This window comes from Pseudomonas sp. B12(2026) (assembly GCF_057767015.1).
This window is the reverse complement of record NZ_CM173430.1, coordinates 2,391,417-2,415,478: the sequence shown is the minus strand read 5'-3', so window position 1 is coordinate 2,415,478 and position 24,062 is coordinate 2,391,417. Positions and strand designations below refer to the sequence as shown.

The 24,062-nt window shown below is 68.2% G+C and carries 18 protein-coding genes; 11 read left to right on the top strand and 7 right to left on the bottom strand.

What is annotated here, in order from left to right; translation table 11 throughout:
* Positions 1–2: 2 nt before the first annotated feature.
* The 4 genes from AC3B6A_RS11350 to AC3B6A_RS11335 form a co-directional block, all read right to left on the bottom strand.
* Positions 3–1,307, bottom strand: a complete 1,305-nt coding sequence (locus AC3B6A_RS11350; RefSeq protein WP_488402798.1) for an ABC transporter substrate-binding protein — start codon at positions 1,305–1,307, stop codon at positions 3–5.
* Positions 1,308–1,325: 18 nt separating this feature from the next.
* On the bottom strand, positions 1,326–2,675 hold the full coding sequence (locus tag AC3B6A_RS11345) for an outer membrane beta-barrel protein (RefSeq protein ID WP_488402797.1): 1,350 nt from the start codon (positions 2,673–2,675) through the stop codon (positions 1,326–1,328).
* Positions 2,676–2,934: 259 nt separating this feature from the next.
* On the bottom strand, positions 2,935–4,896 hold the full coding sequence (locus AC3B6A_RS11340; protein ID WP_488402795.1) for a sensor histidine kinase: 1,962 nt from the start codon (positions 4,894–4,896) through the stop codon (positions 2,935–2,937).
* On the bottom strand, positions 4,880–7,108 hold the full coding sequence (locus tag AC3B6A_RS11335) for an EAL domain-containing protein (protein ID WP_488402793.1): 2,229 nt from the start codon (positions 7,106–7,108) through the stop codon (positions 4,880–4,882). The genes AC3B6A_RS11340 and AC3B6A_RS11335 overlap by 17 nt, the downstream gene beginning before the upstream one ends.
* A 303-nt stretch (positions 7,109–7,411) precedes the next feature.
* Here AC3B6A_RS11335 and AC3B6A_RS11330 point away from each other — a divergent pair, with 303 nt between their 5' ends.
* The 3 genes from AC3B6A_RS11330 to AC3B6A_RS11320 are packed head-to-tail and all read left to right on the top strand — an operon-like array spanning position 7,412 to position 9,863.
* Positions 7,412–8,416: a GlxA family transcriptional regulator gene (locus AC3B6A_RS11330; protein WP_488402791.1), complete on the top strand. Its 1,005-nt coding sequence runs from the start codon at positions 7,412–7,414 to the stop codon at positions 8,414–8,416.
* 27 nt (positions 8,417–8,443) lie between these two features.
* On the top strand, positions 8,444–8,686 hold the full coding sequence (locus AC3B6A_RS11325) for a DUF1272 domain-containing protein (protein WP_488402790.1): 243 nt from the start codon (positions 8,444–8,446) through the stop codon (positions 8,684–8,686).
* A 10-nt stretch (positions 8,687–8,696) separates the two neighbouring features.
* Positions 8,697–9,863 carry an MFS transporter gene (locus AC3B6A_RS11320; RefSeq protein ID WP_488402788.1) on the top strand — a complete coding sequence of 389 codons (1,167 nt, stop codon included), beginning with the start codon at positions 8,697–8,699 and terminating at the stop codon, positions 9,861–9,863.
* A gap of 330 nt (positions 9,864–10,193) precedes the next feature.
* Here the strand turns inward: AC3B6A_RS11320 and nfuA are convergent, their stop codons facing one another.
* Positions 10,194–10,778 carry a Fe-S biogenesis protein NfuA gene (nfuA, locus tag AC3B6A_RS11315; RefSeq protein ID WP_488402787.1) on the bottom strand — a complete coding sequence of 195 codons (585 nt, stop codon included), beginning with the start codon at positions 10,776–10,778 and terminating at the stop codon, positions 10,194–10,196.
* A gap of 225 nt (positions 10,779–11,003) precedes the next feature.
* Entirely contained in the window at positions 11,004–13,250 is a 2,247-nt protein-coding gene (locus AC3B6A_RS11310) for a fatty acid cis/trans isomerase (protein WP_488403567.1), read from the bottom strand.
* A gap of 214 nt (positions 13,251–13,464) precedes the next feature.
* Between AC3B6A_RS11310 and metH the strand changes: the two genes are divergently transcribed.
* From metH to AC3B6A_RS11270, 8 genes are all read left to right on the top strand, one after another.
* Positions 13,465–17,157 carry a methionine synthase gene (metH, locus tag AC3B6A_RS11305; RefSeq protein WP_488402785.1) on the top strand — a complete coding sequence of 1,231 codons (3,693 nt, stop codon included), beginning with the start codon at positions 13,465–13,467 and terminating at the stop codon, positions 17,155–17,157.
* Positions 17,158–17,244: 87 nt separating this feature from the next.
* Positions 17,245–17,682: a GFA family protein gene (locus AC3B6A_RS11300; RefSeq protein WP_488402783.1), complete on the top strand. Its 438-nt coding sequence runs from the start codon at positions 17,245–17,247 to the stop codon at positions 17,680–17,682.
* Positions 17,683–17,725: 43 nt separating this feature from the next.
* Complete coding sequence (locus AC3B6A_RS11295; protein WP_488402782.1) at positions 17,726–18,076, top strand: YggL 50S ribosome-binding family protein; 351 nt, start codon at positions 17,726–17,728, stop codon at positions 18,074–18,076.
* Between the two features lie 360 nt (positions 18,077–18,436).
* Complete coding sequence (locus AC3B6A_RS11290) at positions 18,437–19,762, top strand: MATE family efflux transporter (RefSeq protein WP_488402780.1); 1,326 nt, start codon at positions 18,437–18,439, stop codon at positions 19,760–19,762.
* Between the two features lie 33 nt (positions 19,763–19,795).
* Positions 19,796–20,011, top strand: coding sequence for a DUF2970 domain-containing protein (locus tag AC3B6A_RS11285; RefSeq protein ID WP_488402779.1), 216 nt, complete (start codon positions 19,796–19,798; stop codon positions 20,009–20,011).
* Positions 20,012–20,340: 329 nt separating this feature from the next.
* The gene (locus AC3B6A_RS11280) at positions 20,341–20,835 is read left to right on the top strand and encodes a PaaI family thioesterase (RefSeq protein WP_488402777.1); all 495 of its coding nucleotides are present in this window, start codon (positions 20,341–20,343) and stop codon (positions 20,833–20,835) included.
* 250 nt (positions 20,836–21,085) lie between these two features.
* Positions 21,086–22,744 (top strand): nitrite/sulfite reductase, encoded by a 1,659-nt coding sequence (locus AC3B6A_RS11275; RefSeq protein ID WP_488402775.1) that lies wholly within the window; start codon positions 21,086–21,088, stop codon positions 22,742–22,744.
* Positions 22,728–23,231 (top strand): DUF934 domain-containing protein, encoded by a 504-nt coding sequence (locus tag AC3B6A_RS11270; protein WP_488402774.1) that lies wholly within the window; start codon positions 22,728–22,730, stop codon positions 23,229–23,231. The genes AC3B6A_RS11275 and AC3B6A_RS11270 overlap by 17 nt, the downstream gene beginning before the upstream one ends.
* A gap of 175 nt (positions 23,232–23,406) precedes the next feature.
* Here AC3B6A_RS11270 and AC3B6A_RS11265 read toward each other — a convergent pair whose 3' ends face one another.
* The gene (locus AC3B6A_RS11265) at positions 23,407–23,985 is read right to left on the bottom strand and encodes a TetR/AcrR family transcriptional regulator (protein ID WP_488402773.1); all 579 of its coding nucleotides are present in this window, start codon (positions 23,983–23,985) and stop codon (positions 23,407–23,409) included.
* Positions 23,986–24,062: the final 77 nt, after the last annotated feature.

Sequence of the window (24,062 nt, the reverse complement as noted above, 5' to 3'; positions counted from 1 at the left end):
CTTCAGCCTCCATAGGTGATCGGCTGCATCTCGCCGCCCAGCGGAATGTTCGGCGCGGTGCGGTTGGCGGTGATCACCAGGTCGTAGCCGAAGGTCCCGCCCTGGCGCCACTGCCCGGCCACCAGCGGGGTCTTGGCGACGTTCTTCACCGGGCCGTGCTTCCAGCTGACCGGGCCGACCACGGTGTTCAGCTCGGTCGCCAGCAGCGCCTCGCGTACGGCATGCGGGTCGCCCACCTGGGCGGTGCGGCGGAGGATGTCCACGGCCAGCTCGAACAGCGCGTGGACGAAGCCCAGCGGCTGGGTCCACTGCTTGCCGGTGGCCTGGGTGTAGGCCGCCGCCAGTTGCGCCGAGGTGCGCCCGTCGAGGGACGAACTGAAGGGGTGCTGCGGGCTCCACCAGATTTCCGTCGACAGGTTGTGCCCGGCCGGGCCCAGCGCCTGCACCGCCGAGGGGAACAGCAGCGCCTTGCCCACCGACACCACCTTGGGCCGCAAGCCCTGCTGGCGCGCCTGGGTCCAGAAGGTGGTGAGGTCCGGCGGGATGACCACGCCGGTGACGATGTCCGCTTCGCCCTTGCGGAAGGCGGCGATCTGCGCGGAGAAGTCGTCGGTCAGGCTCTGGAAGCGCCCCGGGTCGACCAGTTGGAAGCCCTTCTGCGCCAGCGCCGGCGGGAAGCCCAGCTGGGCATCGCCCCAGGCGTTGCCGTCGCCGTCGTTGGGGAACAGGCCGCCGACCACCTTGTTGCCGGGCAGCGCTTCCCACATCGCGGTGTAGGCGCCGATCACGTCTTCCAGCCCCCAGAAGAAGTGGTAGGTCCACTCGAAGCCCTGCTCGGGCTTGCCGCCACGGGTGAAGAACCAGGGCTGCCAGGGCGCGACGGTGGACAGGCAGGGCACCTCGTTGATCTCGCACTGGTCGGACACCGGGTTGGTGGTTTCCGGGGTGGAGGACACCAGCATCAGGTCGACGCCGTCGGAAAGGATCAGCTCGCTCGCCACCTCGGCCGCGCGGTTCGGGTTGGACTGGCTGTCGCGCACCAGCACCTCCAGGCGGTAGGCCTTGCCGGCGATGTCGATGCGGTTCTTCAGCAGTTGCGCCAGGCCGTCGAGGATGAAGCGGTCGGCGGCGGCGAAGGGCGCCAGCGGGCCGGTCTGCGGGCTGACGTAGCCGATGCGGATGACCTTCTCGCCGGCCACCGCCGGCGCACCCGGCAGGCCGGCCAGCAGCGCCCCGCCGGCAACCACGCCGCTGGCGCGCAGGAAGTCGCGGCGGCTGAAGCCACCGGGCAGTTTCTTGTCGTTCATGGGAGACCTCGCGGGTGCTCAGAAGAAGAAGGTGACGTCGAAGGAGCCGATCAGTTGGCGGTCCTCGCCGCCGTCACCGAACGCATCGCGGCCGCTGCCGTTGTGGATGTCGTAGCGCAGCTCGGGACGCAGGCGGACGTTGGCGACCGGCGTCCAGGCCAGGTTGGTGGTGAAGCCGTAGAAGTTGCCCCAGCTGGGGTCGGGAATGCCGGTGTCCGGGTCGATGTTGGCCATCACCACGTGCACCGGCGCGGTGGTGTGGAACCACTCGGCGCGGCTGTTCCACATCAGCTGCGGCGCCAGCTGGTGGTACCAGTTGAGGTCGGTGCCGTACCAGCGGCCATCGCGCTCGTTGGCGAAGGCCGCGAAGGCGGCGTCCTCCTGGTAGCCGTAGTTGAACTCCACGGCGACCCGGTTGCGCTCGTCGAGCACATGGCTGACGGTGAGGTAGGAGTCGTAGCGGGTCAGGTCCTGGTGCTTGTCGCCCGCCGGGATCGGCGAGCCGCAGGCGCATTCGGCGAAGCTGTCGCCGGCGCCGTTGCCGTAGATGTTTTCCCAGTCGACCCAGGTGCGGAAGTCGGCCGAACGCCAGCGCAGGTTGGCGATCACGTCGGGATCGTGGTTGGGGTCCTGCAGGTTGTTCCAGCCCTGCACCAGCCCCGCCTCGAAGCCGAGCATGCTGCCGCCCTCGCGCTGCGGCAGCTTGAACGAATAGAGCACGCCGGCGTGCTTGGCCGGGCCGTGCATGAACGAATAGGTGTGGCTGTAGAAGTCCGCCGGCGCCGGGCTGCCGAGGGCGAAGCCGATCTCGTTCTCCAGCGGCGTGTGGAAGATGCCGACCATGAGGTCCGAGCCGCCGAGCACCGGGAAGTAGAAGTCCAGGAAGGCCTGGGCGATGGTGAAGTTCTCGTCGTCCGGATCGGCCGAGCGGTTCACGCCCAGGTCCTCGTCCCAGCCGTAGGTCTTGAAGAAGCGCGCGTCCTTGCCGTAGAGGGCGGTGAGGTTGAAGCCCCAGTCCGCTTCCTGCGGCATCGGCCCGGGGAACGGACCGACGCGGCCAACGACGTTGCTCTTCGGCGCCTTCTCCACCGCCAGCGCGAACTGGTTGAGGTTGAAGCCCTCGTCGTCGTTGAAGAACGCCTGCTTGCTGACGTCGTCGGTGCCGTTGTCGTTGTAGATCCAGCCGGCCTGCGCCCAGCCGTGCACCTTGATGCCGTAGTCGCGTTCGAGGCTGTCGCCGAACAAATGGCGGAACAGGGAACCATTGGGATCCTCGCCGTCGGCGACGGCCAGGGAGGAGAAAAGCGTTGCGCCCATCGCCACGGGGACGAACAGGCGCCTGGCAAGCGAGTGCTTGAAGGCAGGCATGGCAGCTTCCTTATTTTTATGAGGCCAATGCCGGAGACTGCGCCGGGCAATAGCCCGGCGATGTCCGGTGAGTGGAAGCTACAAGCAGCCAGGGTGGTCAACAATCAGGCATTTGATGACCGCAGTGTTCGTGAAATCAGAACAGTGACGCGGCATTCGAGGGGCGGGCAAGGCAGGTCTGCCCGTGTGCGGCGATCCCGGTTGGGTTGCCGCGCCGATCAGGAAGCCGGGCTTTCTGCCCCTGCCCCGTTCGACCGGGCTAATCCGGCAGCGCCTCCGGCCCCCGGCGGGGCAGGTAGAGGGTGAAGCAGGTGCCGCTCGCGAGACCCTCGGCCTCGTCCGCCGCCACGCTCTCCACGTGCATCCGCCCGCCCAGCACCTCGCTCACGATCTGGTGCGAGATGTGCAGCCCCAGGCCGGTATTGCCGCGGTGGCGGCCGGTGGTGAAGAAGGGTTCGAGGATGTGCGGCAGCTCGGCGCGCGGGATGCCCCTGCCGTTGTCGCTGAATTTCAGCACCACCCGCTCGGGGCCGTCGGCGGCGATGGTGATGCTGATCCGCCCCGCCCTGCCGTCGGGGAAGGCGTGATCGAGGGCGTTGCCCAGCAGGTTGGAGATGACCTGCCCCAGCGGCCCGGGGTAGCTGTCCATCCACAAGCCATCCGCCAGGCCCAGCTCCAGCTGCACCGGCTGCTGCGGGTCCCAGCGGCGCAGGCGGACGTCGGCGTCGAGTATCGCCTCGGCGAGGTCGAAGCGGCGTTTCTGCAGCGTGGTGCGGTCCATCGCCACCTGCTTGAAGCGCTGCACCACGCCCGCCGCGCGGGTGGTCTCGGACTGGGCGATGCCCAGGGCCTCACGGCTGTCGGCGAGGAAGCGCTCCAGGTCGGAGCGGCGCAACCCGGCGTCGAGGCGGCGCAGCAGCTCGTCGAGGCTGCTGCGCGCGGTGGAAAGCGCCAGGCTGGCGCTGCCCAGCGGGGTGTTCATCTCGTGGGCGACGCCGGCGACCATCAGGCCCAGCGACGACAGGCGCTCGACCCGCGCCAGCTCCGCCTGCATCGCCTGCATGTCGCGTCCCGCCTCGATCAGCGCCGTGTTGGCCTGTTCCAGCTCGCTGCGCCGGCTCGACTCCGCCTCCATGCTGCGCATCAGGCGCAGCATGAGGAATCCGGCCAGGCCGACGATGCACAGCGCCAGCGCGGCGACCGCCAGCTTCCAGCGCCAGCCCAGGGTGCCGGCGGCGGTGTCCGGCAGCTCCACCAGCACGCGCAGGCCGAAACGCTGGGTGTCGACCTGCGCGCCGGCGCGGCTGGCCAGGACGTCGGCGCTGTCCAGGTCGAACCAGGTCCAGTCGCCGCCCGCGCCGCTCCAGTGGCCCTTGCCGCGCGCCTGCATCGCCTGCCAGAGGTCCGGCAGGCTGGCGGCCAGCCTACGCTCGCCGTTGCCCAGCTGCCAGTTCCACTCATCCTCGGCGCTCGGCCCCAGTATCCAGTGCCCGTCGCGGTTCACCAGGTAGAGTTTCACGCCCTGCCGGGCGCCCAGCTGGCGCAGCCGGTCGAGCAGGCGCTGGGCGCGGTAGTTGAGCACCACCACGCCATGCCGGCGGTCCTGGTCCAGCACCGGGCTGACCACCCGCAGCGTCGGTTGCAGCGGACGCTCGATGGCGCCGTGCTCGACGTTCAGGTCCAGCTCGGAGAAGTACACGCTGCCGGCCGGCAACCCCACCGCCTCGCTGAAGTAGGCAGCATCGGCGCGGTTCTCCAGCTGCTCCGGCGGCAGCAGTTCGGCGCGGCCATCGCGGTAGTCGACGCGCAGGCGCTCGTCGCCGTTCTCGTCGATCCAGCGCATCTGCGAGTAGAAGCCGGAGCTGCGCGAGAAGCTGAGGAACAGCCGCGCGGCGACCGAGTCGGGGCGTGTGTCGACGCTGATCAGTTCCGGCGGCAGGTCGGCGAGGAACACCACGTCATGCCGCAGCAGGTCGAGCGAGCGCGTCAGCACCTGCACGGCCTCCTCGCGCACGCTGTCGCGGGCGCGCATGGCGGGCTCGCGCGCCACCCGCTCCAGCTCGCCCCAGAGAAACGGAATCCCCAGGAACAACAGCAGCAGCCAGGGTATGGCCAGGGTCAGCAGGTGGCGCCGCTGTTGCCGCAGCAGGCGGCCGCTGAGGCGCAGCCAGCCGGGCCGGATGGCCGGCTGCCCGGCCACGCCCTCAGCAGCCCCGTTCACGCAGGCGCCCGATGAAGGAGTCCAGCGGCTCGGGGCGGCCGAACAGGTAGCCCTGGGCGCGCTGGCAACCGTGCTCGCGCAGCCAGTCGGCCTGGGCGGCGGTTTCCACCCCTTCGGCGAGCACGCACATCTGCATGCGCCGGCCGAGGGCGATGATCATGTCGGCGATGCTCTGTTCGTCGTCGACCTGGCCGATCTCGCGGACGAAGCGCTGGTCGACCTTGAGCGTCGAGGCGCAGATCGAATTCAGGTAGCTCAGCGACGAATAGCCGGTGCCGAAGTCGTCGATGGCGATGGAGAACCCGGCCTGCTCCAGGCTGCGCAGGATGGTGCCGCCGGCCTGCTGGTCGTTCATCGCCGCCGACTCGGTGACCTCCAGCTCGATGCGCTGCGGGCGGATGCCGTGCTGGCGGACCACCGCGACCAGTTCCTCGGAAAACTCCTGGCGCGCCAGCTGCAGCGGCGACACGTTGACCGCCAGCGGCAGGTCGGGGAAACCCGCCTGGTCGAGCGCCCGCGCGGCCGCGCAGGCCATCTCCAGGATGCGCTTGCCCAGCGGCACGATCAGGCCGTTGGCCTCGGCGATGGGGATGAACACCCCCGGCGGCACTTCCGTCCCGCTGGCATCGACCCAGCGGGCCAGGACCTCGGCGCCGGTCACCCGGCCGCTGGCCAGGTCCACCTGGGGCTGCAGCACGATGCGGATGCCCTGGGTGTTGCGCAGCGCGTGGTAGAGCGCGTGGGACTGCTGGAAGCGCTGGCTGGTCTCCGCCTCCATGCCCGGGTGGTATTCGCACAGCAGCGCCGCCTCGCTGCGCGCCCGCTTGAGCAGCAGCAGGCCGGCGGCGATGGCGCCGCGCGCCGAGCCGTTGTAGGCGTCCAGGTCCAGGCGCGCGGCACCGATGCCGATGAAGGGCGAATGCGCGCTCTCGTCGAACAGCTCCAGGCTGCGCACCTGTTGCGCCGAGAGGCGCGGGGTCGGCCCGAGGATCGCGAAGGTGTCCTCGTGCAGGCGCGCGACCAGGCAGGGCGGCGCGAAGCTGGCGCGCAGGCGCCGGGCCATGCCCTGCAGCATCAGGTCGCCCTGCTCGACGCCCAGCGACAGGCTGCCCTCGGCGTACTGGTCGAGGTCCACCAGCAGCAGCGTGCGGCCGCACGGCGGCGGCAGCGCGAGGACGCTTTCCAGCTCGCGCAGCAGGGCGTTGCCGTTGGGGATCGAGAGGAGCGCGTCCTCGTAGGCGATGCGGTCGAGGCGGCTGCTCAGGGAGACGTTGATCAGCCCGGAATTGACCTGGGTGGAGAACACCCGCAGCAGCTCGTGCTCGGTCTCGTCGAGGTGCCGGTCGGTGGCCAGGTAGGCGGCCGCGTGGGGCACCCCCAGCGTGCCGGGGAAGAACAGCACCTGGCTGTCGGCGGTGGCGATGGCCGTCTGTTCCTGCATCGCCCGGCTCAGCAGGTCGCGGATCGAAGCGTCGTCGAGGGACTCCAGCGGCCGCGCCAGATGGCCGGAGAAACGCCCGGCGGCCGCGCTGATGCTGGCGTGCAGCGGCGTCGCGTCGGCATGCCCGGCCTGGACGCAGACCAGGCCGTCCGGAGCCACCCCGAGCAGCCCCGACAGCTCGCAGATCATCCGCGCCGAGAAATCCTCCAGCCCGCGGGCCAGGGTCAGGCTGTTGCTCGCCTCGACGATCGCCTGCAGGCCGCGCTTGGCCCGGCTCAGCGCACGAATCTGCTGCCAGGTGCGCAGGTTGCCGGTGAGGATGCTGTGCAGGCGCTCCTGGCTCATCTCGGTCTTCAGCCAGTAATCGCTGATGTCCAGCTGGTCCAGCGACGCCTGCATCGGCGCCATGCCAGGCTGGCCGGTCAGCAGGACGATCCGCACGTCGGCATTGCCCTGCACCTCGCGGACGTTGCGCACCAGGCGCAGGCCGGCGTCGTCGGTTTCCATCACCACGTCGAGCAGCACCACGGCCAGCTCCGGCGTTTCCACCATGAGCTTGGCGCCCTCCTCCGCCGACCTTGCGGTCAGCAGGCGCAGCGGCTGGTCCTGGTAGCGGTAGCCCTGCAGCGCCGCCTGCAGCGAGCGCTGGAAACCGGGGTCATCGTCGACGCTGAGCACCAGCAGGGGCGCCGTCTCGATCAGCTCGTCCGACGCATCTTCCGGAGAGAACTGGAACATGCCCTCGTCGGGCTCCTTGTCATTCCCCCGCATCGCCATCTCCTTGTCCCGGCCATCCGGGCCTGCATGCCTTACCGGTATAGAGCACGCGATGGCATTCGGCCAGAAGCCCCGGAGGCACTCCGACGAGGGCCCGGAAAAACAGGCCCCCGGGTTCCAGACGACCTGCGCAACATTTCGGATGGCTTCTTTGCGGGGAGTGGGAACCCAGGGGAACAGGGCCGCCCCTCTCACACCTGGAACCAGTGACAGAATGGCAATATCCGTGGGCTGACTGACATTGCGGCCAGCGCCACCCGCCGCCACACTCGCTGCATCACCCGAACGAGGCCCGCCATGGAATCGCCGCGCCAGATCGCCTGCCTGCTCTACCCCGAGGTCATGAGCCTGGACGTCACCGGGCCGCTGCAGGTGTTCGCCTCCGCCAACGTCGAGCGCCAACGCCAGGGGCTCGCGCCGGTCTACGAACTGCAGGTGCTCGGCGAACGGGCCGGGCCGGTGGCGACCTCGGCGGGCCTGCGCATCTGCGCCGATGCGGCATGGCGCGATGTCGACCCCGCCACCCTGGATACCCTGCTGGTGCCCGGCGGCCTCGGTGTCCCGGCGCAGTGCCGGAACGCCGACCTGCTGCACTGGCTGGCCGGCGCCGAACCGCAGGTGCGCCGGCTCGGCTCGGTGTGTTCCGGTGCGCTGATCCTCGCCGCCGCCGGCGTGCTCGACGGCCGCGCGGCCACCACGCACTGGGCGGACGTCGATGCGCTGTGCGCCGGCTACCCCGAGGTGCGGGTGCAGGGCGACCGCCTGCACACCTACGACCCGCAGCGCCGCGACGGCGACGATCACGTCTTCACCTCGGCCGGCGTCACCGCCGGCATCGACCTGGCCCTGGCGCTGGTGGAGGCCGACCTCGGCCGCGCCCTGGCGCTGGCGGTGGCGCGGCGGCTGGTGATGTTCCTCAAGCGCCCCGGCGGGCAGGCGCAGTTCAGCCACTGGCTGACCCCGGAGCCGACCCGCACGCCGCGCCTGGCGGCGCTGCTGGAGTGGATTCCGGCGAACCTGGGCCGCGACCTGTCGCTGGAAGCCCTGGCGGAACAGGCCTGCATGAGCCCGCGCACGCTGTCGCGGGTGTTCATCAGCGAACTGGGCATGGGCCCCGGCCGCTATGTCGAACGGGTGCGCCTGGAGGCCGCCCGCGCGCTGCTGCAGGACGCCCAGGCGTCGATCGGCACGGTGGCGCGGCTGTGCGGCTTCGGCCATCCGGAGAACCTGCGGCGGACCTTCCACAAGCACCTGGCGATCAGCCCCCAGGAATACGCCGAGCGCTTCGGCCAGTTGCACTGACACTCACCATCGGCCGAGGACCCCGCCATGCTCGAACTGCGCCCCAACTGCGAGTGCTGCGACCGCGACCTGCCCGGCGACAGCCCGGACGCGCGTATCTGCAGCTTCGAATGCACCTTCTGCCGCGACTGCGCCGAGGCCGTGCTGCACGGCAGCTGCCCGAACTGCGGCGGCGAGCTGGTGCCGCGCCCGCGCCGCCCTTTGCAGAAGCTGGCGGCCAATCCGGCCTCCACCCAGCGGGTGCTCAAGCCCGCCGGCTGCCAGGGCTGAGGGGGAACACATGCTGCTGCGCATCCCGGCGATCCGCCTGCTGTTCGCCAGCCAGGCGCTGTACTGGTCCTGCTCGCTGATCGGCATCACCCTCACCTCGCTGGTCGGCGCCCAGCTCACCCCGCTGAACAGCCTGGCCACCCTGCCGCTGGCGATCCTGGTGCTGGGCAACCTGCTGGCGGTGCAGCCGCTGTCGCTGTTCATGCAGCGCCACGGACGCCGGCGCGGACTGTTGCTGGGCGCCGCCTGCGGCGTGTTCGGCGGGCTGCTCTGCGCGCTGGGCGTGTGGCTGGCGGATTTCCTGCTGTTCTGCCTTGGCGCGCTGCCCATCGGCGCCTACCAGGCCTCGGCCATGTACTACCGCTTCGCCGCGCTGGAGGCGGTGGACGGCACGCACAAGGGCCGCGCCACGGCCTATGTGATCGGCGGCGGCGTGCTCGCCGCGCTGCTCGCGCCGAGCCTGGCGCTGTGGTCGCGCAATGCGCTGCCGGCGCCCTTCGTCGGTTCCTACCTGGCCATCGCCGCGCTGGCCCTGGCCGCCATCGCGGTGCTCAGCCGCCTGCCGGAAGGCGCGGCACCGGCGCCGTCCACCGGTGGCTGGCGGGTGATGCGCGAGCTGCTCGCGCGCCCGGCAGTCCGCGCCGCCATGGCCTGCACCGCCGCCGGCCACGGGCTGATGATCCTGATCATGAACGCCACGCCGCTGGCCATGAGCTTCTGCGGGCTGCCGCTGGAGCGCTCGGTGAGCGTGATCCAGTGGCACGTGCTGGGCATGTTCCTCCCCGCCTTCGTCGCCGGCCCGCTGGTCGACCGCCTCGGCGGGCGCCGCGTGGCCTGGGTCGGCATCGCGCTGCTGGCGGTGAGCGCGGCGGTGGCGCTGAGCGGCCAGTCGGCGGCGCAGTTCCTGATCAGTTCGCTGCTGCTGGGCGTGGGCTGGAACCTGATGCTGGTGGCCGGCACCACGCTGCTCGCCTTCGGCCATGCGCCGGAGGAGCGCGGCCATGCGCAGGGTTTGATGGAGCTGGGCAACGGCAGCCTGGCGGCGCTGATGTCCTTCAGCTCCGGCGCGCTGATCACCAGCATCGGCTGGAGCGCGGTGAACCTGCTGGTCTGGCCGGTGCTGCTGGTGGCGCTGGCGATGCTCTGGTCGGGGTCGCGGCAGGCGGTGGATGCGTAGTTTCAGCGCCGGCCGGGGCAAGTATCGGGCAGGCCGGCGATCAGGGTTGATGGTGGATAGCGTCGGACCCTGCGTCGAGCACGGGATCGATGGGTATCGCTTCGCTCCACGCCATCCTACGGGGTGCGATGCCGCGCTCTCGTAGGAGCGGATCTTATCCGCGATCCGGCCGCCAGGCCGGCCCGGTTCGCGAGCAAGCTCGCTCCTACGAAGAGCGCCTAGCCTGCTGGCCTGTGGGAGCGAGCTTGCTCGCGAACCTTCCCCACCGAGAAAGAAGGCCCAAACAAAAAGGCGACCCGAAGGTCGCCTTTTCGCTGCTCGATCACCCACTCAGTAGTAGGCGTTCTCGCGGTTGCTGTGGTCGGTCACGTCACGCACGCCGTTCAGCTCCGGGATGCGCTCCTTCAGGGTCTTCTCGACGCCGTCCTTGAGGGTCATCTCGACCGCCCCGCAGCCCTGGCAACCGCCGCCGAAGCGCAGCACGGCGATGTTGTCCTCGACCACGTCCACCAGGCTCACCTGGCCGCCGTGGCTGGCCAGGCCGGGGTTGATCTCGGTCTGCAGGTAGTAGTTGATGCGTTCGCCGATCGGGCTGTCCTCGTTGACCATCGGCACCTTGGCGTTGGGCGCCTTGATGGTCAGCTGGCCGCCCATGCGGTCGGTGGCGTAATCGACGATGGCGTCTTCCAGGAAGGGCTCGCTGATGGCGTCGATGTAGGCGGTGAACGCCTGCAGGCCGACCGGGGTGTCTTCCGGCTTCTGCTCGCCCGGCTTGCAGTAGGCGATGCAGGTTTCGGCGTACTGGGTTCCCGGCTGGGTGATGAAGATGCGAATGCCGATGCCGGGGGTGTCCTGCTTGGACAGCAGTTCGGCCAGGTAATCCTGTGCGGCTTCGGTAATGGTGATGGCGCTCATGGCAACTCCTCGCAAACGTGGCGCCAGTTTACGCTATTCGGAGGCGCGGGATAAAGCCCTAGTGTTTTGGTAGGAATAATTCGCAGCTGGCGGATCGCTTTTCGTAGGATGGGTGGAGCTTGCGATACCCATCGGCATTGTCTGCACGTCCAGTGATGGGTATCGCTTCGCTCCACGCCATCCTACGGAGCCGCCGAAGGCAGCGGCGTCAACGGGTTCCGCCCGTCAGAGATTCTCGTAGCGGTTCATGTCCAGCACGCCCGCTTCCACCGGCTCGTTCTCGCGCAGGTAGGCGTCGAGGTCGTGGAAGTAGAACCAGAACTGCGGATGGCTGCGGCGGATACCCCAGCGATCCGCCACCTTCTCGAAGTCCGCCGCGTTCTTCGCCCGCTCCAGCGCGCCGACGAAAGCGCCCGCCTCGCCCGCCTTCAGGTTGAACATGAAGTTCGGGTAGCTGGAGAGCACGCCGGGGTAGATGGTCAGGGTGTCCAGCCCCGGCTGGTAGCGCAGCGACTCACCGGCAATGAAGGCGACGTTGCTGTGGGCGCGGTTGCGCAGCACGGTGTAGACCTCGCGCCGGCCGTCGGGCAGTTCCACCCGCAGCATCGTCGCTTCGGGGAACTGGTCGATCACCGGCAGCCCCGCCGCCGGGCGGCTGACCAGGCGGCTGAAGGTCTGCTCGGCGTCCTGCAGCGGCGCGGCGACGCTGTTGCGGTAGCAGGCGCCGTTGTCGCACAGGTTGATCGGGTCGGGCCGCGCGTTGAGCGCCACGTAGCGCTGGAGCAACTGCTGGGCGAAGGCGTTCTTCGCGCCCTTCTGCGGCAGGAACAGCCCGGTCGGGGCCTCGCTGTCGTTGTCGTAGTAGTCGACCCACATCTTCAGCCTGCCGCCGTCCTGGTACCAGTCGTCCAGCAGCGGCTTGCGCGCGGCCAGCGGCATCAGGCGCAGGAAGTTCTGCTCGGCGCCGTTGCGGATCAGGTCGAAGTACAGCCGCGTCTGCGCCTGGTGGGCGACGTTGCCGTAGACGTCGAAGTTGACCACCAGGCCGTAGTAGGTGCGCTCGAACAGCGGGTAGTCCAGCCACCAGATGGTCTGCGGGATGCCGCCGATCAGGCCCTTGCGCACCGTGGCGCTGTCGTACTGGCGGAAGATGCTCAGCACGGCGTTGTCGTTGCCGGCCCAGATGTCGGCCCAGGTCGGCGCCGGCGCGTCGTCGTAGACATCCTGGCGCAGCTCCTCGTAGGCGTTGCGCTTGTCGCGGTAGGCGCGCCACTGCGACAGCATCGCGCCCATCTCGTCGATCTGCCCCGGCAGCGCCAGCAGCGGCGAGGCCTGGGCGCGGAAGTTCGGGTCGGTGACGTAGAGGTCGTGCTGCGGGTCCTGGAACACCGCCCAGAAGTTGTCGCGGATCACGTCGGTGGCGATCTGCCCGCGGCACACCGGCCCGCGGATGAAGGTGCGGACGAAGTATTCGGCGTTGTCCAGCATGAACTGGTAGCGCGCCTGCGCCGGGATGGCGGCGAAGGTCTCGAACGGGTTGGCGCGGTGCTGCAGGCCGTAGCCGGGCACCCGATCGGTGCTCCAGTCGCTGGCGTAGAACAGCTCCCGGGTGCGCGCCAGCTTGGCCGGGTTGAGCGGGTAGGTGATGTGCGTCTTGTGCACGATCACGCCCTGCACCGGCCACAGGCGGTAATAGAAGGTGCTGCCCGGATCGTCGTTCGGCCGGCGGGTGGCGATCGGGTCGATCGGCTGGCCGCTGGGCGTGCGCGAACGCACCAGCTGGAAGAAATGCGCGGGCTCGCCGCGTTCGCTGAAATACAGGTGGGCGAGGAACAGGTGCTCGTAGAGCCAGCGCGACACCAGGCTCTGGCGCGCGCCGGGCTGGTTCAGGAAGTTTTCCCAGTCGGCGATCTGCCGCGCCTCGCCGGCGCCCGGCTGCCAGGCCTGCTCGTCCACCGGCGCGCCCTGGGCCAGCCAGGTCTTGAGCGTCGCCAGTTGCTTGGCAGTCAGGCCGGTGACGGCGAAGGGCATGCCGCTGCGCGGGTTCTTGCGCACGAAGTCGTCGATGCTGTCGGGCGTCGGGCACTGGTTGTCGCGGTTGATCGACAGGTCCAGGCCATCGGCAATCTTCGCGTTGGGCACCAGCGGATGCTGGTGGCCCAGGTCGATCATCCGCGCCATCAGCGCGGCCTGGCTGCCCCGGCCGTCGAGCACCGACCAGAAGTCCTTGCGCCGCCAGGCATCCGCGCCGCGGGCGTCGAGGAACAGCCGGGTGGTGTCCTGGGCCCTGGTCCGCGCGCCGTCGTACACCGGCAGCTTGGTGGCGCCGCGCTGCGCGCCCTCGGCGGCGGTCAGGTTGAGCTGGCAGGGCGAGTCGTAGCAGGCGTGGCAGGCTACGCACTTCTCGGTGAAGATCGGCTGGATATCCCGGGTGTAGGACAGGTTCGCGGCCTGGGACAGCGCGGAAAGCATCAGGGATGCGATGAACAACGTGAAGCGTGCTCGCCGGGACATGTAAGGCTCCAGACCTTCGGAATGGGCGGATTCTAGCGGGAACGCCGTCGTAGCGCCTCTCGCCGAAGACCTGAACATGAGCGATTTTCATGCAAATCCCGGCAAGCTCAAATTTTCCACAGCTTTGTTATCATCAGTGACCCATTGTCACACCGCCCTCCAGGTACCTCCGATGTCCGACCGCGCCGCACGCCTGCAAGCCCTCCAGCAAGCCCTCAAGGAGCGCATCCTGATCCTCGACGGCGGCATGGGCACCATGATCCAGAGCTACAAGCTGCAGGAGGAGGACTATCGCGGCACCCGCTTCGCCGACTGGCCGAGCGACGTGAAAGGCAACAACGACCTGCTGCTGCTGACCCGCCCGGAGGTCATCCAGGCCATCGAGAAGGCCTACCTGGACGCCGGCGCGGACATCCTCGAGACCAACACCTTCAACGCCACCCGCGTGTCCCAGGCCGACTACGGCATGGAAGCGCTGGTCTACGAACTGAACGTCGAAGGCGCGCGTCTGGCCCGTGAAGTGGCCGACGCCAAGACCGCCGAGAACCCGGCCAGGCCGCGCTTCGTCGCCGGCGTGCTCGGCCCGACCAGCCGCACCTGCTCGATCTCCCCGGACGTCAACGACCCGGGCTTTCGCAACGTCACCTTCGACGAGCTGGTGGAAAACTACAGCGAGGCCACCCGCGGCCTGATCGAGGGCGGCGCCGACCTGATCCTGATCGAGACCATCTTCGACACCCTCAACGCCAAGGCGGCGATCTTCGCCGTGCAGGGCGTCTATGAAGAGTTGGGCGTCGAGCTGCCGATCATGATCTCCGGCACCATCACCGACGCCTCCGGCCGCACCCTGTCGGGCCAGACCACCGAGGCCTTCTGGAACTCGGTGCGCCACGCCAACCCGATCTCCGTCGGCCTGAACTGCGCCCTCGGCGCGAAGGAGCTGCGCCCGTACCTGGAAGAGCTGGCGAACAAGGCCGGCACCCACGTCTCCGCGCACCCCAACGCCGGCCTGCCGAACGCCTTCGGCGAGTACGACGAGAGCCCGGCGCAGATGGCCGAAGTGGTCGCGGAATTCGCCGCCTCGGGCTTCCTCAACATCATCGGCGGCTGCTGCGGCACCACCCCGCCGCACATCGAGGCCATCGCCAAGGCCGTGGCCAGGTACGCGCCGCGCGCGATCCCGGAGATTCCCAAGGCCTGCCGCCTGTCCGGCCTGGAGCCCTTCACCATCGATCGCAGCTCGCTGTTCGTGAACGTCGGCGAGCGCACCAACATCACCGGCAGCGCCAAGTTCGCCCGGCTGATCCGCGAGGAGAACTACGCCGAGGCGCTGGAAGTGGCGCAGCAGCAGGTCGAAGCCGGCGCCCAGGTGATCGACATCAACATGGACGAGGGCATGCTGGATTCGAAGGCGGCCATGGTCACCTTCCTCAACCTGATCGCCTCCGAGCCGGACATTTCCCGCGTGCCGATCATGATCGACTCCTCCAAGTGGGAGGTGATCGAGGCCGGCCTGAAGTGCATCCAGGGCAAGGGCATCGTCAACTCGATCTCCATGAAGGAAGGCGTCGAGCAGTTCAAGCACCACGCCCGCCTGTGCAAGCGCTACGGCGCCGCCGTGGTGGTGATGGCCTTCGACGAAGCCGGCCAGGCCGACACCCAGGCGCGCAAGGAGCAGATCTGCCAGCGTTCCTACGACATCCTGGTCAACGAAGTGGGCTTCCCGCCGGAAGACATCATCTTCGACCCGAACATCTTCGCGGTCGCCACCGGCATCGAGGAACACAACAACTATGCGGTCGATTTCATCGAGGCCTGCGCCTACATCCGCGACAACCTCCCCTACGCGCTGAGCTCGGGCGGGGTGTCCAACGTGTCCTTCTCGTTCCGCGGCAACAACCCGGTGCGCGAGGCGATCCACTCGGTATTCCTCTACTACGCGATCCAGAACGGCCTGACCATGGGCATCGTCAACGCCGGCCAGCTGGAAATCTACGACGAGATCCCCAAGGAGCTGCGCGACAAGGTCGAGGACGTGGTGCTCAACCGCAGCCCGGACGCCACCGAGGCGCTGCTGGCCATCGCCGACAATTACAAGGGTGGCGGCGCGGCCAAGGAAGTCGAGGACGAGGAATGGCGCAGCCATAGCGTCGAGAAGCGCCTGGAGCACGCGCTGGTCAAGGGCATCACCACCTGGATCGTCGAGGACACCGAGGAGTGCCGGCAGAAGTGCGCGCGGCCCATCGAGGTCATCGAGGGCCCGCTGATGTCCGGCATGAACGTGGTCGGCGACCTGTTCGGCGCCGGCAAGATGTTCCTCCCGCAGGTGGTCAAGTCCGCCCGCGTGATGAAGCAGGCGGTGGCCCACCTGATCCCCTTCATCGAAGCGGAGAAAGGCGACAAGCCCCAGGCCAAGGGCAAGATCCTGATGGCCACGGTGAAGGGCGACGTGCACGACATCGGCAAGAACATCGTCGGCGTGGTGCTCGGCTGCAACGGCTACGACATCGTCGACCTCGGCGTGATGGTCCCGGCGGAAAAAATCCTGCAGACCGCCCGCGAGCAGAAGTGCGACATCATCGGCCTGTCCGGCCTGATCACCCCGTCGCTGGACGAGATGGTCCACGTCGCCCGGGAAATGCAGCGCCAGGACTTCCACCTGCCGCTGATGATCGGCGGCGCCACCACCTCCAAGGCGCACACCGCGGTGAAGATCGACCCGCAGTACAGCAACGACGCGGTGGTCTACGTCACCGACGCCTCCCGCGCGGTGGGCGTGGCGACCACCCTGCTGTCCAAGGAGCTCAAGCCCGACTATGCGCGCAAGCTGCGTGAGGAATACGCGGAAGTCCGCGAGCGCACCGCCAACCGCAGCGCGCGCACCGAGCGCCTGACCTACGAGCAGGCCATCGCCGCCAAGCCGCAGTTCGACTGGGCTGGTTACCAGCCGCCGGTGCCCTCCTTCACCGGCGTGAAGGTGCTGGAAGACATCGACCTCAACGTGCTGGTCGACTACATCGACTGGACGCCCTTCTTCATCGCCTGGGACCTGGCCGGCAAGTACCCGCGCATCCTCACCGACGAAGTCGTCGGCGAAGCGGCCACCACCCTGTTCAACGACGCCCAGGAACTGCTGAAGCAGCTGATCGACGGGAAGCTCATTCGCGCCAAGGCAGTCCTTGGCTTCTGGCCGGCCAACCAGGTCAACCACGACGACCTGGAAGTCTACGGCGACGACGGCCACAAGCTGGCCACCCTGCACCACCTGCGCCAGCAGACCATCAAGCCCGACGGCAAGCCGAACTTCAGCCTGGCCGACTTCGTCGCGCCGAAGGAAAGCGGCGTGCAGGACTACGTCGGCGGCTTCATCACCACCGCCGGCATCGGCGCCGAGGAAGTGGCCAAGGCCTACGAGGCCAAGGGCGACGACTACAACGCGATCATGGTCAAGGCCCTCGCCGACCGCCTCGCCGAAGCCTGCGCCGAGTGGCTGCACGAGCGCGTGCGCAAGGAATACTGGGGTTACCAGCCCGAGGAGCACCTGAGCAACGAGGCGCTGATCAAGGAGCAGTACGTCGGCATCCGCCCGGCGCCCGGCTACCCGGCCTGCCCGGACCACACCGAGAAAGGCACGCTGTTCAAGCTGCTCGACCCGAAAGGCCTGTCCGGCGTGACCCTCACCGAGCACTTCGCCATGTTCCCCGCCGCCGCCGTCAGCGGCTGGTACTTCGCCCACCCGCAGGCGCAGTACTTCGCCGTCGGCAAGGTCGACAAGGACCAGATCGAACGCTACAGCGCGCGCAAGGGCCAGGAAATCAGCACCAGCGAACGCTGGCTGTCGCCGAACCTGGGCTACGACGCCTGAGGCGCATCCGCGACGCGACGCGACCGGGCTTGCCCGGCGCGGCGCGGGACGGCACGCTCCGGGCGACCAACCACCGGAGCCGCGCCCATGACCTACGCGCTTCAGGGAAGCTGCCACTGCGGCAACCTCTCCGTTCACCTCACGCTCAGCCGCTACCCGGCCGAATACACCCCGCGCGCCTGCGACTGCGAGTTCTGCCGCAAGCACGGCGCGGCCTACGTCTCCGATGCCCGCGGCAGGCTGTCCATCCATTGCCGGTCGGCGCCCGACGCACAGCGCTACCGCCAGGGCAGCGGCACCATCGACTTCCTCCTCTGCCGCCGCTGCGGCGTGCTGGGCGCCGCGCTCTGGGAGGACGCAGGGAAAACCTACGCTGCACTCAACGCCCGGATACTGGATAATCCCGCCACCCTGGGCGCGCCCCAACCCGCTTCGCCGCGCCAGCTGCCGCTGCAGGAGCGCATGGCGCGCTGGCGAGCGCTGTGGTTCGCCGACGTGCGGATAACCCAGGACACCATGGACTGAAGCCCGGCCGTCCGCCGGACCTCCCCTGACGAGAGAAAGACAGATGAAATACCTCACCCCCGAACAAATGGCCAAACCGCGCAAGCGCCGCCTGCAGAAGAAGCTGCGCCTGGGCGAGTTCCAGGAGTTCGGCTTCAGCCTGGAAGTGAACTACACCGGCGAACTGGATGACGTGCTCGACCAGTGGATCGGCTTCGTCGAATCCGAGGGCTGGGTCTTCGTCGGCGGCGCCACCGAAGAGGGCGAGTTCACCGGCTACCTGTGCCTGAACGCCGTCGGCAGCCTCGGCGAGGCCGACCGCGAGACCACCCGCCTGTGGCTGGAAAAGCAGTCCTGGTGCAAGTCCTTCGAACTGGGCGAGCTGAGCGACTGCTGGCACGGCCTGTTCGAGTAAGCTCCCCCGCTTCCGGCGACGGCTCGCGCCTCGCCGGCGGCAACCGGTCGCGTCGTTTCGCCACGGTTGTCTTCACTCCCCGCCTCTGCGACCCTGCGCGGGTTCGAATGATGCCGACGGCGCCGCCAATCCGAATCTTTACCTGCTGAGCCCGATGCGGCATGCCAGCCGTTGGGAGGCTACGGCGACTCCGGAGCGGCACTTGCTGTCCGGCCGGCAACGGCGGTACCCGCCCACGAGGACATCCACCAACACAGGCAGGGCCACGGCGCTTACGCTAGGCTTTCCCTCGACGCACCCTACCGGCACGGGTGCGGACGATCCCCAGAACAGGCCGGAAGCACATTCCCCAAGGACGCCATGCTAGAGCGCCAGCGCCTCCAGAACATTCTCAGCCTGGGCCTGCCGATCATCGGCGGGATGCTCAGCCAGAGCCTGCTCAACCTGGTGGATGCCGCGATGGTCGGCCATCTGGGGGAAAAGTCCCTGGCCGGCGTCGGCATCGGCAGCTACGCCAATTTCGTCGCGATTTCCCTGGTGATGGGCCTGGGCGCCGGCGTGCAGGCCCTGGTGGCGCGGCGCCGCGGCGAAGGCCGCACGCAGGACCAGGCAGCGCCGCTCAGCTGCGGCCTGCTGGTGGCGCTGGGGCTGTCGCTGCCGATCACGCTGATCTGCCTGCTGTTCGCCGAGCCCATCGTCCGCGCCCTGTCCGGCGATCCCGAGGTGCTGGCGGTCGGCATCCCCTACTTCGAGTGGCGCGCGCTGTCGGTGCTGGCGGTGGGGTTGAACTTCTCCTTCCGCGGCTACTGGAACGGCACGCGCCGCTCGGGCATGTACATGCGCACGCTGGTGGTGATGCACCTGGCCAACGCGGCGATCAGCTACAGCCTGATCCACGGCCTGTTCGGCCTGCCACGCATGGGCGCGGTGGGCAGCGGGCTGGGCACCACCCTGGCACTCTACCTGGGCTCGCTGATCTACGCCTGGATCACCTGGCGCGACGCCCGCGCCCAGGGCTTCCACCCGCGCCTGCCGAGCGAGCGCGACGTCCGCGTGATGCTGCGCCTGTCGCTGCCCAACTCGCTGCAGCAGTTCTTCTTCGCCGCCGGCATCACCCTGCTGTTCTGGATCATCGCCCAGGTCGGCACCCGCGAGCTGGCGGTGGCCCACGTGCTGATCAACCTGGCGCTGTTCCTGATCCTGCCCGGCATCGGCCTGGGCATGGCCGCCACCACCCTGGTCAGCCAGTGCATGGGCGAGCGCGACTTCGACAGCGCGCACCGCTGGGGCTGGGACGTGGTGAAGGTCGCCGCCTGCGGCCTGGCGCTGCTGGGCGCACCCTTCTGGCTGTTCCCCGATGCCATCCTGCGGCTGTTCGTCAGCGATCCGGCGCTGATCGAACTGGGCCGCCTGCCGCTGACCCTGACAGGGCTGGGCATGGTGATCGACGCCACCGCGCTGGTGCTCACCCAGGCCCTGCTCGGCGCCGGCGCCACGCGCACGGTGATGGCGGTCAGCCTGGGCAACCAGTGGTTGTTCTTCCTGCCGCTGGCCTATCTGGTGGGACCGGTCCTCGGCGGCGGCCTGCTGGCGATCTGGAGCATGCAGATTCTCCAGCGCGGGCTGTCGTCGGCGATCTTCGCGGTGATGTGGCAGAAACGCGAGTGGACGCAAATCGAACTCTAGAAGCTAGGCTCTGAGCAAATGGAGGTGCAAACGATGAACGACCAACAGAACAAACCACCAAGTTTCTGGCAGATGCTGCAAAGCGTGCTGGCGGCGGCCTTCGGCGTGCAGAGCGGGAAGAACCGCGCGCGCGACTTCAGCCAGGGCAAGGCCAGCCACTTCATCGCCATGGGCATCATCTTCACGCTGATCTTCGTGCTGCTGCTCTACGCCCTGGTGCGGATGGTGCTGCATTTCGCCGGGGTCTAGGCCGGCGGGGCTGGAAAGGCAAGGCGCCGGACGGGCCGCGGGGCGGCCCGCCGGAGCCGTCGTCACTGATGGCTGACCCAGTACACCGCGGTGGCAACCACCAGCAGGATCAGGACGAACGCGGCACGCGCATCGACGACGCTGTCGCGATCCTTGCTGGACTCTTGGCTCATGTTTCCCCCCTTGTTCTCGTTGTTTGTCGAAGGACCACAGGCAAGAGTTAAGACCAGCTCCGCCCGCCCCTCAAGGCCCCGCCCCTTTCCGCGACGCGGTGAAAGCCGTTAGGCTGCGCCTTCGACAGAACCCGCGAGAAGGAATAAGGAAGGGCCATGCACGTGGATTCACTGCAAGACACCGTCGCGCCGGAAGGCGTCTGCTACGGCTGCGGCGGCAGCAACCCGCACGGGTTGCACATCAAGAGCCGCTGGCACGAGGACGGCGTCCACGTCGTCGCCGAGCACCTGCCGGAGGCCAAGTACTGCGGCTGGCCGGAGCTGGTCTACGGCGGGCTGATCGCCATGCTGGTGGACTGCCACTCGAACTGGACCGCCATGGCCTACCACTACCGCGCCGAGGGCCGCGAGCCGGGCAGCCTGCCGCGCATCGACTGCGTGACCGGCAACCTGGGCATCAAGTACATCAAGCCGACCCCGATGGGCGTACCGCTGACGCTCAAGGCCCACGTCGAGGGCGAGGTCGGGCGCAAGAGCCGGATCATCTGCGAGGTCTATGCCGGCGACGTGCTGACCTGCGTCGGTGATTCGATCTTCGTGCGTGTCGACACCTCGCAATTGCGTGACTCCGCCCACGGCCGTGAAGCCTGATCGACACCTCCCGCGCCAGTGAAAAACACTGGCGCAGTGCGCGCCCCTGGTGTCGGCGCAAGGCGCCGGCCCGCCTGTGTTTCAGGCCCGGCGCGGCATAGATCCAAAAGTTCTCGCCATATACTCAAACATCACTTTTACGCATATTCCCTTACTGGTATCGTGCGGCCCACTCCGCGTGGAGCGCGTTGCCGTGCGCGCCGGGATACGCAGTAAGCCTGAGCGCTATAGCCTGACAGCAGGATGATTCATGTACGTATATGACGAATACGATCAGAGGATCGTAGAGGATCGCGTCAAGCAGTTCCGCGATCAGACCCGCCGCTTCCTGGCCGGTGAACTGACCGGCGAGGAATTCCGCCCGCTGCGTCTGCAGAATGGCCTGTACATCCAGCGCTATGCGCCGATGCTGCGCATCGCCGTGCCCTACGGCCTGCTGGCCTCCCGGCAGATCCGCAAGCTGGCGCAGATCGCCCGCGACTACGACAAGGGCTACGCCCACATCAGCACCCGGCAGAACGTGCAGTTCAACTGGCCGGCGCTGGAAGAAGTGCCGGACATCCTCGCCGAGCTGGCCACCGTGCAGATGCACTCGATCCAGACCAGCGGCAACTGCGTGCGCAACACCACCACCGACCAGTTCGCCGGCATCGCCCGCGACGAGCTGGTGGACCCGCGCCCGTGGTGCGAGATCATCCGCCAGTGGTCGACCTTCCACCCCGAATTCGCCCACCTGCCGCGCAAGTTCAAGATCGCCGTCAACGGCGCCGCGACCGACCGCGCCGCGATCGAGGTGCACGACATCGGCCTGGAAGCGGTGAAGAACGACGCCGGTGAGCTGGGCTTCCGCGTGCTGGTCGGCGGCGGCCTGGGCCGTACCCCGATCGTCGGCAGCTTCATCAACGAATTCCTGCCCTGGCGGCACCTGCTGTCGTACCTCGACGCCGTCCTGCGCGTGTACAACCGCTACGGCCGCCGGGACAACAAGTTCAAGGCGCGCATCAAGATCCTGGTCAAGGCCCTGAGCCCCGAGGTCTTCGCCGACAAGGTCAACGCCGAATGGGCGCACCTCAAGGACGGCCCGAGCACCCTGACCGAAGCGGAAGTGCAGCGCGTCTCCCGGCATTTCGTCGACCCGGCCTACAAGGCCCTGGACGACCAGGACGCCGCCCTCGCCCAGCTCGACGCCGAGCACCCCGGCTTCGCCCGCTGGCGCGAGCGCAACACCTTCGCCCACAAGAAGCCCGGCTACACCGCCGTGACCCTGTCGCTCAAGCCCACCGGCCGCGCCCCGGGCGACGTCACCGACAAGCAGCTGGACAAGATCGCCGAACTGGCGGACCGCTACAGCTTCGGCGAAGTGCGCAACAGCCATAACCAGAACATCATCCTCGCCGACGTCGAGCAGTCGCAGCTGTTCACCCTCTGGGGCGAACTGCGCGAGCACGGTTTCGCCAGCCCCAACGTGGGCCTGCTGACCGACATCATCTGCTGCCCCGGCGGCGACTTCTGCTCCCTGGCCAACGCCAAGTCGATCCCGGTGGCCGAGGCCATCCAGCGCCGCTTCGACGACCTGGACTACCTGTTCGACATCGGCGACATCGACCTCAACATCTCCGGCTGCATGAACGCCTGCGGCCACCACCACGTGGGCCACATCGGCATCCTCGGCGTGGACAAGAAGGGCGAGGAGTTCTACCAGGTGTCCCTGGGCGGCAGCGCCAGCCGCGACGCCAGCCTGGCGCAGATCCTCGGCCCGTCCTTCGCCCAGGACCAGATGGCCGACGTGATCGAGAAGATCATCAAGGTCTACGTGGAACAGCGCACCGAAGAGGAACGTTTCCTCGACACCTACCGTCGCATCGGCATCGACCTCTTCAAGGAGCGCGTATATGCAGCGAATCATTAAGCACCGCGAGGTCATCGACGACCGCTGGCACCTGCTGCCCAAGGACGCGACCCTGGAAAGCGTGCCCAACTGCGACGACGTGATCATCCCGCTGAACCTGTGGCTGGAACACGGCCCGGCCCTGCGCGGCCGCGACGGCGGCCTGGGCGTGTGGCTGGACTCGGACGAAGAGCCCGAAGCCATCGCCGGTGACCTGGACAAGTTCCAGGTGATCGCGGTGAACTTCCCGGCCTTCACTGACGGCCGCGGCTTCAGCTCCGCCCGCCTGCTGCGCGAGCGCTTCGGCTACAAGGGCGAAGTGCGCGCCATCGGCGACGTGCTGCGCGACCAGTTGTTCTACATGCAGAGCTGCGGCTTCGACGCCTACGCCATCCGCGCCGACCGCGACCCGCACGACGCGCTGGCCAGCCTGGGGGACTTCTCCGAGGTCTACCAGACCTCGGTCGCCCAGCCGCAACCGCTGTTCCGTCGCCGCCAGCCCGCCTGATCCGGCCGACCTGATTCAGCGACATGAAAAGCCCCGCACTGCGGGGCTTTTTCGTTTGCTCTTCGTAGGAGCGGACCTTGTCCGCGATCCGGCCGGCAGGCCGGCGTCCTTGTCTCAACGGGCGTCCCGGCTCCGCCGGGATTTCGCGGAGAAGCTCCGCTCCTACGAAAAGCTCTCAGGCCCGCACGCTGTCCCAGGCAATCTGCGCCAGCTGCTCCCGGCACTCGATCAGGTCCACCCGCGTGCGCCCGGCCAACCAGTTGCGTGCGTAATCGTGGGTCGGGCCGATCACCACCGAATTGAACAGCTCCGGCGCCAGCGCCTTGAACGCACCGGCCTTGCGGTGCTCCGCCAACAGCTCGGCGATGCGCCGGCCCTGCTGGCGGTTGGCCTCGCGCAATTCGTCGCCCACCTCCCCCGCCTCCACGCGCCCACGACTGTGCAGGATGAAGCGCGCCCACTGCGGATTGGCCGAGACCCAATCGATGTAGGAGGTGACGAACAGCTTCACCACCGCCTCGGCGCTCATCGGCTGCCGCAGCCCCGCATCGAGCAGCGCCGCGTACTGGCCGACGCCGGCCAGGTACAGCGCGCCGATGACCCGCTCCTTGTTGCCGTAATGGTGATAGAGGCTGCCGATGCTGGCACCGGAGCGGTCGCGGATCATCTCGATGGTGGTGGCGTCCACGCCGGATTCGCTGAAGCAGGCCAGCGCGGCCTGGAGGATGTCGTCTTTGCGGGAAGGTCGGGCCATGGGGTTCCTGCGGGAATGGAGCTCCGGAATAAAGTTCTAGAATAATTTTCTAGAATAATTTTCTAGAATTAATTTCT